The sequence below is a fragment of the Robinsoniella sp. genome, assembly GCF_034124845.1.
The window spans coordinates 1-8,812 of record NZ_JAWYAJ010000080.1 but is presented as its reverse complement, the minus strand read 5'-3'; the positions used below and the strand labels follow the sequence as shown (position 1 = coordinate 8,812).

Below are 8,812 nucleotides of genomic sequence, written 5' to 3'. Positions count from 1 at the left end.
GAACCTGCTTTATGTAGTTTTCGAATCTGGAAGTGGATTTTCCAAAGTCTGGCGACTCATGACGCCACTCTCAATCTCTGCCATGTCCATACATCTCCCATGTTTTGACGTGTAATTCCACTCGAAGCGTTCCGACATCCTGTGGGCTTACTCTGGTGCAAATGCCTTATACAAATATGCTGAAGAACGGGTATTGGAATGGTATGTACGAGGAATAAAAGAAAAACACTCATTAGTTTGTCATACTAACGAGCGTTTTATTTTTAATCAATATTTATTTACATTTCTTTATTTAATAATATCTTGATATATTTATGTAATGTATTCCTCATTTATAAGATTAATGTATATTAAAAAAACATACAAAATAAATAAATACATTACGATTGATTTCAAGATACAGATAGCCTATTATTTACCTCAAAGCATCCATAACATCCTGAATCGTATACACCGATACAGCCTTACACGCAGTCTGTTTTGCCTCTTCATAGCTGCTGTTTCGGATTACATTTTTAATATTAGCCACTTCCCCGGCTGAGATACTGAATTCATCCAGCCCCATTCCCAGAAGCATTTCTGTTGCTTTTTCATCGCTTGCAAACTCGCCGCACATGCCTACCGGAATCTGGTGTGCGTGGCCTGCCTGAATGATACGCTGGATTGCTTTTAGCACTGCCGGATGAAATGTATTATATCGGGAGGCAATTTTTTTATTTCCCCGGTCTACCGCCAGAATATACTGGGTAAGATCGTTTGTCCCAATGCTGAAGAAGTCCACATGAGCCGCAAATTCTTCCACGCACATTACAGAAGCCGGGGTCTCAATCATCATTCCTACCTTGATATCTTCTTTATATGCCACACCCTCTGCCTTTAATTCCAGTTTACAGACCTCTAACAGTTCATTGGCTTTATTCAGCTCTTCCATAGATATAATCATCGGATACATGATCCGGATATCTCCAAATGCACTTGCTCTTAAGAGGGCTCTCAGCTGATCCTTGAACATATCCTCCATTTCCAGGGAAATGCGGATTGCACGCCATCCAAGAAAGGGGTTTTCTTCTTTTTCAAATTCATAGTAAGGAAGTTCTTTGTCTCCCCCGATATCCAGTGTCCGGATAATCAGTTCACTTTTCACCAGTTCGGCAGCTTCCTTATATACCGCAAACTGTTCTTCTTCTGTTGGAAAATGTGAATTTTCCATATATAAGAATTCACTTCTAAACAATCCGATGCCATCAATGTGGTTTTTAATTGCATTCTTAACATCTTCAATGCTTCCGACGTTGGCACAGACCTTCACGCTCCTGCCATCGGATGTAACAGCCGGAAGGTGGCTCAATGACTCCAGTTCCTTCTGCCGCCTTGCAAATGCTTCTGCTTTTTCCTGATATTCTTCAATCTGTTCCCGGTCAGGGTCCACAATGATGCAGCCCTCAGACGCATCCATAATGACAAAGTCACCGGAGGATGCCTGTTCCAGAATCCCCTTTACTCCAACCAGCGCCGGCAGTCCAAGGCTTCTTGCCATAATGGAAACATGGCTGGTAACTCCACCCAGTTCTGTGATGAATCCCAGTATGTAATCCAAATTTAATTTTGCGGTATCGGAAGGTGCCAGATCAGATGCAACTAAAATTACTTTTTCCCGAATTCCGTCATAGTCGTCGTCGGGTATTCCCTTTAACTTTCTCATCAACCTGTTTCTGATATCCTTAATATCTGCTGCCCGCTCCCTCATGTACTCATCTTCCATACATTCGAATATGGCGCAATATTCCTCAGCCGTATGCGCTAAAGCCATCTGGGCATTTTCTTTTCCATTTTCTATTTTATCCAGAACCCCTTCCATAAGGGCAATATCCTTAGCCAGTTCCAGATGTGCTGCAAAAATATCTGATTCTGCAGCCAGCGGCTCCAGTTCATTAATTACCTCGTCAACAGCCGCTCTATATTTTTCTGCTTCAGACACGGCGTTATCTGCTGCATAACATTCCGGAGACAGATCCTGATCTTCTTTTCGAAAAACCCGCCCCATAACAATTCCTTTGGAAGAAGTCTTCTCAACCTGTATCGTTTTCATACCAATCCCCTATTCTCCTAAACCGCTTGCAATTGCATCTAAAATAGTTTTTAAATCCTGTACTTCCGTTTCTCCGTCACACTCTACGGTAATTTCATCTCCGCACATAATGCCTGCACTCATGAGAATTAATACACTTTTGGGATTCACACGTTTTTCTCCTTTTACCAGCGTGATGTTGGATGGACATTTTGCTGCAATTTTCGAAAGTTCTCCTGCCGGTCTTAAATGTAATCCTGACTTGTTCTTAACTGTAATTTTTTCACTAACCATTTTTATCTTCTCCTTTTTTTAGATAGTTTTTCTATATTTACATATTCTAAATGTTTTATGCTCAAGAACTCTTTATGCCTCTACACCTCTACGCCTTAGCTTTCTTCATCTTCAAAACATCATCCAGGGAATTCTGGATATAGATATTGGAAACATGCTTTTCCAGTTCTCTTAAAATATCTTTTAACTGGTATTTGCTAAATAGCAGTTTGTACTTTCTCTTATCGGTCACACAGATTATCTGCATTTTGGAATACTGAAAAGCGTCAATGCGGATTTCTTTGATCTGACTCCATGGTACTGTAAAGCAAATTTTCTCCACGCCCTTTTTGGACAACCCTCTTTTAATTCCCGCTGATGCAAACAGCGTAACCAGCACCAGGATATTACGAAAATCCTCAATCATGTTGTTAGCCGCCGAGATGGGAAATATCAAAAGCGCAAAAAACATCACCAGTGCATAAGTAAAAAAGTCGTCTTTTCCCTTTTTCACGATGGTTTTATTTCTCCGGATAATAAAGTAAGCTTCCCCAATCAGACACCCTATCAACAATATACATACCGCATAGTTCAAAATAATCATAAAATCCGCCCCTTTCTTTTTATACGTTCATTATATCATATAATTTTCTACAAATCAATCATTATGTTCCTAATTATATGATATTTTTCAGTATTTTTATGATCGTTTATCTTGTATTTGGATTCGTTCTTCCATTATAAGAAAAAGTGCATAAACAGACCGTACCCCTATACAGTCCAGTGGTGGTCTGTCCTATGGGAACCTTCCGTTTATGCACTCTTTTTCTACTGCATGAATGCGGCTTTTCCATTTTCTATCCCTTTTTATTTTCCTTCGCTTTTATAATTCCATATCCCTTCTCACCTGAAAGATATTGATATTATTTTCCTGGAATCCCTCCAGGATATTCTGAGGTGCCTTTTCATCTGTAATAATGTTGATAATTCGTTCTGTGGGGCAGCTTACGAAGCTGCTGTTGCGCCCAAGCTTACTGTAATCTGCCAATATGTAGGACGTCCCGGTTACACGGTTTAACATCAGTTCGTTTATATTCACTTCACTGAGAATCTCCGTTGTCATACCGCTCTCCACAGAGAGCCCGCTGCAGCCCAGGAAACTTTTCTTAGCCGTAACCTTGCTGATATTGTTGGTGGCAAATTCTCCTACCATGGCTTCCTTAATATCCCGAAGCTCACCTCCGCTGAGAATGACGGATACTTTCGAAGAATGTTCCATAAAAATGGCTTTTCCGTTATTGGTGATTACCGTAACTCGTTTATCTTTAATGTATTTAATCATCTGTAATGCTGTAGCGCTGGTATTGATAAAAATGGTATCCCCATCTTCTACCAGCGATGCTGCGTACTGCGCAATTTTCTTGCGGTACATTTTAATCTCGTCTTCCTGAGTGACAATCTCATCGTCCTCTCCGCTTACGGTAGCACCACCGTAAAAACGCTCTAATTTTTTGTGATCCTCCAGATACTGGAGATCCCTGCGGATTGTAAGCGGTGAAACCTGAAATTCATCGGCCAGATCCCCCACTTTCACTGACCCGTTACTTTTCAGGGCTTCCAATAATTTCTTTCTTCGATTATCTACTAATGCCCGGCTTCTTTTCATAACACGCTCTCCTTTAGTTTTCTATACCATACTTGCTGTCTGGCGCTGCACTAATAATCAGGCAGTACCTGTTTAGTAACTCATGATATATTCCAATTATATGAACATTTCATATAAGCGTCAAGCACTTCTTTTCATATAGAGAAATTACTGACAGATACGCCCCGGTGATACAATTACAGGGCGGCATTTTAGAAACGCCGCCCTGTTCCGTATTCAATTACTGCTTAAAATTACCGTATTTTTCAAAGCATTCCAGTGCATACAGCATAGATTCCCTGGTTGTCCCTATGGCATCCAGATAGCCGTATTCCACACCTATCAGTCCACCCTTGGGTGTTGCCCATTTTTCTATCAGTTCTTTTGCTTCCTGTTCGATCAGGGCTTTGTCTCCGGTTGGCAGCGTGGCCTGGATGTCAATAGCCGCTTCAAAGCAGATTCTTCCTCTTGCGATTGCAGATACCTCATCAATGCCTACCAGCCTCGGCTGGTGGATATTAATGATATCAACCCCCAGTTCAATCAGGTCTTCCAGGATATCATTGATTTTTCCATCTGTATGAAACCGAATATCCATGCCGCATTCGTGGGCTTTATCAAAAATCCTTTTGTACTGGGGCTTAAAGATCTCACGGAATACATTTGGGGAAATCATCAGGTTATTCTGGGTTCCCCAGTCATCTGTGGTGTCATAGCAATGGATTCTGCCTTTTCCAAGGCGGAACGCTTCTTCTATAATTCCTATTTGATAATCCGCCAGTTTTACAGCCATGGCTTCTATTTCTTCCGGTTCAATCAGACAGTCCATCAGCGTATTTTCAAATCCTCTTAAGAAATGCATTCTTTCGAAGATGCATTGCGGGCTGTTCAGCTGTACATACAGCCCTGCTTGTTCCGCCTTGTCCAGAGCTTCTTCCAGTCCGTCAAACCGCCCTTCTGCCCTGGGATCCGGAAATACATAGTCTTCCATGTCTTCCCATTCTTCAATGGGTACGTTGGTTACCTGCCCCATGTCAGAACCGGTTGCGTCATCACTTGCCCACAGACATCCCCATTCATCATATTCCCCATTGGCAGGACGGACTTTTTTCGAAACCGAAAACTTACCTTCCGGCCTTTTATCTTTCGGTGGAAGGACGAAGATACGACATACATCACCTTTCCCGGCTATGCGGTCAAAACGAAGTCCGATTCGGTCCGGTCCTGTAAAATTAATGTTTCCTTTTATAATTTCATATCCTGTCATATATGTCTCCAGGAGCGTGTTTGAAATTTTAAACACGCTCTTACCTTCCTTACTTTATTTCATTTGGAAAATGTTCTTTTACAGCGTTTAATAAGGTTTCCGTTACTGCCTTTGTATCAATCAAATTCTTGGTTTCTGCAATTACCGCATTACTTGGAGGCAGCATACCTGCCCATTCCGGGCTGGTCAATACAATATCCGTAGTTGTAATATAAGAGAGTGCCTCTCCGAATGAACATGATTCAACTGTTGCATCAATATTGTTCTGATCACAGATTTTCTTGACACTGATCTTTAATATTGTACTTGTTCCCATTCCGTTTCCGCATACACATAAAATATTTAACATCTCTTTTGCTCCTTTCAGCAATCTACTTATTTTTATTTGTCACTTTTTATTTTAACCCTGTTTTTCCTAACCTGCAATCGGTATTCCAAATAATTGTCCGATACCCTTGAAGATGGCAATAATTGCTACCCAAAGTGTTGCATAGTCGGCACTTCCCTGCCACCAGGTAAGCTGCAGCATCTGAACAGCCAGTGCAGAACCTAAGATCTGGATAATACCATTAACCGTACAGATAATTCCTGCTGCTTTCCAGCCGCCAAACTTATTGGCAAAGATTGCAATCGTTGCATTGTCGAAAAACAGCGGTATAAATCCGGGAACCAGGAAAATCGGGGATTTGAAAATTAATAATCCGCCAAGTCCGATTAACTGTCCCAATGCTCCGAAGAGAAGTCCAAGTACTACGGATTTCGGTGCAAATGCAAACATCGCAGCACAGTCAACACCTGCAACCGCACCCGGAAGCAGTTTTTCAGAAATCCCCTTAAAGGAAATCATTAATTCACCTACAAACATCCGGACACCATATAAGAGAACGACGATATTTGCGGTCAGTGTGATACCAATCCACACCAGGAATACAATATTGTTCTTCAGTCCGCCCTGATTCAGTCCATCTGCACTTCTAAGCCAGTCGATCTGCTCTCCGCCGATAACCAGGAAGATAATCGCTGTTGAAATAAACATTACAAGTGCCGTTGCAATTACATTATCCTGTAAGAAATTCAGGGATTCCGGCATTTTCTTCTTCTCAATATCATCTTTTTCCGGATGTCCCAGTTTTGGAGCAACTTTATAGGCGATATAGCTGACAACCATCTGCTGATGTGCGATTGTAAAATCCGCTCCTGTTATCTCATGAGTAGGTTTAATTAATAAAGTGGAACAAATTCCCCAATACAATGCTGTCACCGCTGCTGCTATTAATACGGTGGGAATCATGCCAAGTCCTAAGAATCTCCAGACAATATAAGTACTGATACCAGCCTGTACGATCATTGCATTACCGGTTAAATAAACGGCACGGATCTTCGTAAATTTACGAAGTGCTACCAATACCAGGTTCAGGATAAACGCTACCAGTAACGTATAAATCCCCCAGGAAGCCCCTGTTCCATCCCCCAAAATCTTGTCCATTTTTTCGTAAGCCGCTGTCATGGTAGGATAAGTATTCAGGCCCGCACCCTGAATTCCGGTTGCATTCTGTAATGCTGTAAGTAACTTACCAAAATTTGCAATCAGGGCGCCGGAACCCATTCCCATTACAATGACGCCGATGGAAGCTTTCGCAGCCCCCGTAATTGCCTTTGAAATCTTCTGCTTCATTGCAACATAGCCAATGAAAACAATGATTGCCATCAGTAAGAATGGCTGTCCAAAAATTTGTTTCAAAAGTAAATCCAAAATATAGTTTAGCATAATCCCTCTCCTTTCGTATTCCCACATTCCGCTTATCCGCCCCACCCTTATGCCAGCTGGCATTGGATAAATGTCATCGTGTGTAATATGCTTTCACTTATATGCTTATTATAATTATTTTTATGAAATATGTCAATTGATTTTTACGATTATTTCATTATTATATGATTATTTTATACTTTAATGATATTTTTACCCTTAAAACATTCATATATTTTGTTATCTTGTTCATTTACTAATGTCGCTTTCATAAATCCAATTCTTTTTCCAGATAAACAGCCACTCCATCTTCGTCATTACTGAGAGTAATTTCACTGGCGGCGTCTTTCAAACACTGAATACTGTTGCCCATAGCGATTCTGCGGCCCGCACATTCAAACATACTGAGGTCATTGTCATAATCACCAAACACGCATACCTGGTTTTCCACAATCCCCAATTGCTCCATAATTTTAAGCAATGCGGTTTTTTTAGAAACAGATTTATGAAATGCTCCCTGAAGCCCATAACCGGTGGACTCACAATGAACATTTGCTAGATTTCCGGCAAAATCCAGAAAGCCGTTCATCCGTATCTCACTGTCTTCATAGACAACAATCTTATCCACATCATCAAAATCCCGGTATATGTCACTGGCTGAAATGGATTCTGCCGCCAGTTTCACCGGATACCCCAATTCATCAGAAAGCTTCTCATAACCGGTAATGCGTTTTTTCAGTTTCTCACTGTCATTTGAAAAATACATTTTCTGAGCCGTATACATCATAAATACCATCTGCTGCTGCGTAAGAAAAGCCAGAATCTGTTGTATATCCGGCTTCTCCAGTGCTGCTTCATATAGGATGTTTCCTTTGTTGTCACGTACCAGCGCCCCGTTATTAGACAGCATATAGCTGCATCCGCCGATGCATCTGCTGTATACCGCCATCATCTGCTCATCTCTGCCCGATGCAAAACAAATATGAATTCCAAGTTCCTTTGTTTTCATCAGCACCTCTCTGGTATAGCTGCTTATTCTCTTCTTACTGTTTAAAAGCGTTCCATCCAGATCGCAGACAATTAACTTTATATCATCCACCTAATCCGCCTCCTTTATCTCTGCTATCTGCCTGCAGAGTTCTTCACACATCCGTTCATACAAGCGCATGCCTTTATCTGCACTTGCACTGGCTGCATCCCCAAACGCTCCGGATTTCAAAAAACTTTTCCATGGAACTGCCGATGTGGCATACGCCTTTGGCACCTCTGGAAATTCACAGGTTGCTTTCTCCATCTGAACCAGCTCAGGTCTTAAATAGAGCATAAGTGAAGTCTCCAGTTCCCCCGCATGCCACACTTTTCCATTCCACAGGGGTGTCGTTAGAATATCCTGTACCCTTTTTTCGATTCCGCCAAGGGATATATGATACACCAGGGCCCGGCTGTCCTCATCCTTTAATGCGCGCAGCACTTCCGTGATTACTTTATGATTGCCGTTATGAAAGGAAAATATAAATAATCGCTTCGCCCCGGCTCTTTGTATGCTTTTTGCCGCCTGTACACAATATTCCTCCAGACAGGACGGGGAAATGGACACAGTTCCTTCATAGTCCCTGGCGGACCAAACCTGCCCGAAGGTGATACCTGGATAATAATACAGATCCTCTCGCCGGCTGACTTCTTCCGCCATCGCCTCTGCAATTATGGTATCCGTTCCCATTGGAAGGTGAAATCCATGTTCTTCCACAGAGCCTAAGGTCAGAATCACACCTTCACTGTTTTTTATTTTATTCTTTGCATCTTCCCAGTTTG

At 41.7% G+C, this 8,812-nt stretch carries 9 protein-coding genes; all 9 read right to left on the bottom strand.

Annotated features, from left to right (window positions below):
* Nucleotides 1–415: 415 nt before the first annotated feature.
* Nucleotides 416–2,089, bottom strand: coding sequence for a phosphoenolpyruvate--protein phosphotransferase (ptsP, locus tag ACH2DQ_RS04035; RefSeq protein WP_394911501.1), 1,674 nt, complete (start codon nt 2,087–2,089; stop codon nt 416–418).
* A gap of 9 nt (nt 2,090–2,098) precedes the next feature.
* Nucleotides 2,099–2,362, bottom strand: a complete 264-nt coding sequence (locus tag ACH2DQ_RS04030; RefSeq protein ID WP_394911502.1) for an HPr family phosphocarrier protein — start codon at nt 2,360–2,362, stop codon at nt 2,099–2,101.
* An 88-nt stretch (nt 2,363–2,450) separates the two neighbouring features.
* The gene (locus tag ACH2DQ_RS04025) at nt 2,451–2,945 is read right to left on the bottom strand and encodes a hypothetical protein (protein ID WP_394911503.1); all 495 of its coding nucleotides are present in this window, start codon (nt 2,943–2,945) and stop codon (nt 2,451–2,453) included.
* Nucleotides 2,946–3,224: 279 nt separating this feature from the next.
* A complete protein-coding gene (locus ACH2DQ_RS04020; protein WP_394911504.1) occupies nt 3,225–4,007 on the bottom strand; it encodes a DeoR/GlpR family DNA-binding transcription regulator in 783 nt (260 codons plus the stop codon).
* 220 nt (nt 4,008–4,227) lie between these two features.
* Nucleotides 4,228–5,253, bottom strand: coding sequence for a uroporphyrinogen decarboxylase family protein (locus tag ACH2DQ_RS04015; protein ID WP_394911505.1), 1,026 nt, complete (start codon nt 5,251–5,253; stop codon nt 4,228–4,230).
* Nucleotides 5,254–5,302: 49 nt separating this feature from the next.
* Complete coding sequence (locus ACH2DQ_RS04010; RefSeq protein WP_044289655.1) at nt 5,303–5,602, bottom strand: PTS sugar transporter subunit IIB; 300 nt, start codon at nt 5,600–5,602, stop codon at nt 5,303–5,305.
* A 66-nt stretch (nt 5,603–5,668) separates the two neighbouring features.
* Entirely contained in the window at nt 5,669–7,021 is a 1,353-nt protein-coding gene (locus tag ACH2DQ_RS04005) for a PTS transporter subunit IIC (RefSeq protein ID WP_394911506.1), read from the bottom strand.
* A gap of 247 nt (nt 7,022–7,268) precedes the next feature.
* Complete coding sequence (locus ACH2DQ_RS04000) at nt 7,269–8,099, bottom strand: Cof-type HAD-IIB family hydrolase (RefSeq protein WP_394911507.1); 831 nt, start codon at nt 8,097–8,099, stop codon at nt 7,269–7,271.
* Nucleotides 8,100–8,812 (bottom strand): creatininase family protein (locus ACH2DQ_RS03995; RefSeq protein ID WP_395025670.1); only part of this gene is annotated, 713 nt, incomplete at its 5' end.

What these genes read in the sequence shown, in the direction of transcription:
- ACH2DQ_RS04020 (WP_394911504.1), bottom strand. Translation starts at nt 4,007, where the DNA reads ATGAAAAGAAGCCGGGCATTAGTAGATAATCGAAGAAAGAAATTATTG.
- ptsP (WP_394911501.1), bottom strand. Translation starts at nt 2,089, where the DNA reads ATGAAAACGATACAGGTTGAGAAGACTTCTTCCAAAGGAATTGTTATG.
- ACH2DQ_RS04030 (WP_394911502.1), bottom strand. Translation starts at nt 2,362, where the DNA reads ATGGTTAGTGAAAAAATTACAGTTAAGAACAAGTCAGGATTACATTTA.
- ACH2DQ_RS04005 (WP_394911506.1), bottom strand. Translation starts at nt 7,021, where the DNA reads ATGCTAAACTATATTTTGGATTTACTTTTGAAACAAATTTTTGGACAG.
- ACH2DQ_RS04025 (WP_394911503.1), bottom strand. Translation starts at nt 2,945, where the DNA reads ATGATTATTTTGAACTATGCGGTATGTATATTGTTGATAGGGTGTCTG.
- ACH2DQ_RS04015 (WP_394911505.1), bottom strand. Translation starts at nt 5,253, where the DNA reads ATGACAGGATATGAAATTATAAAAGGAAACATTAATTTTACAGGACCG.
- ACH2DQ_RS04010 (WP_044289655.1), bottom strand. Translation starts at nt 5,602, where the DNA reads ATGTTAAATATTTTATGTGTATGCGGAAACGGAATGGGAACAAGTACA.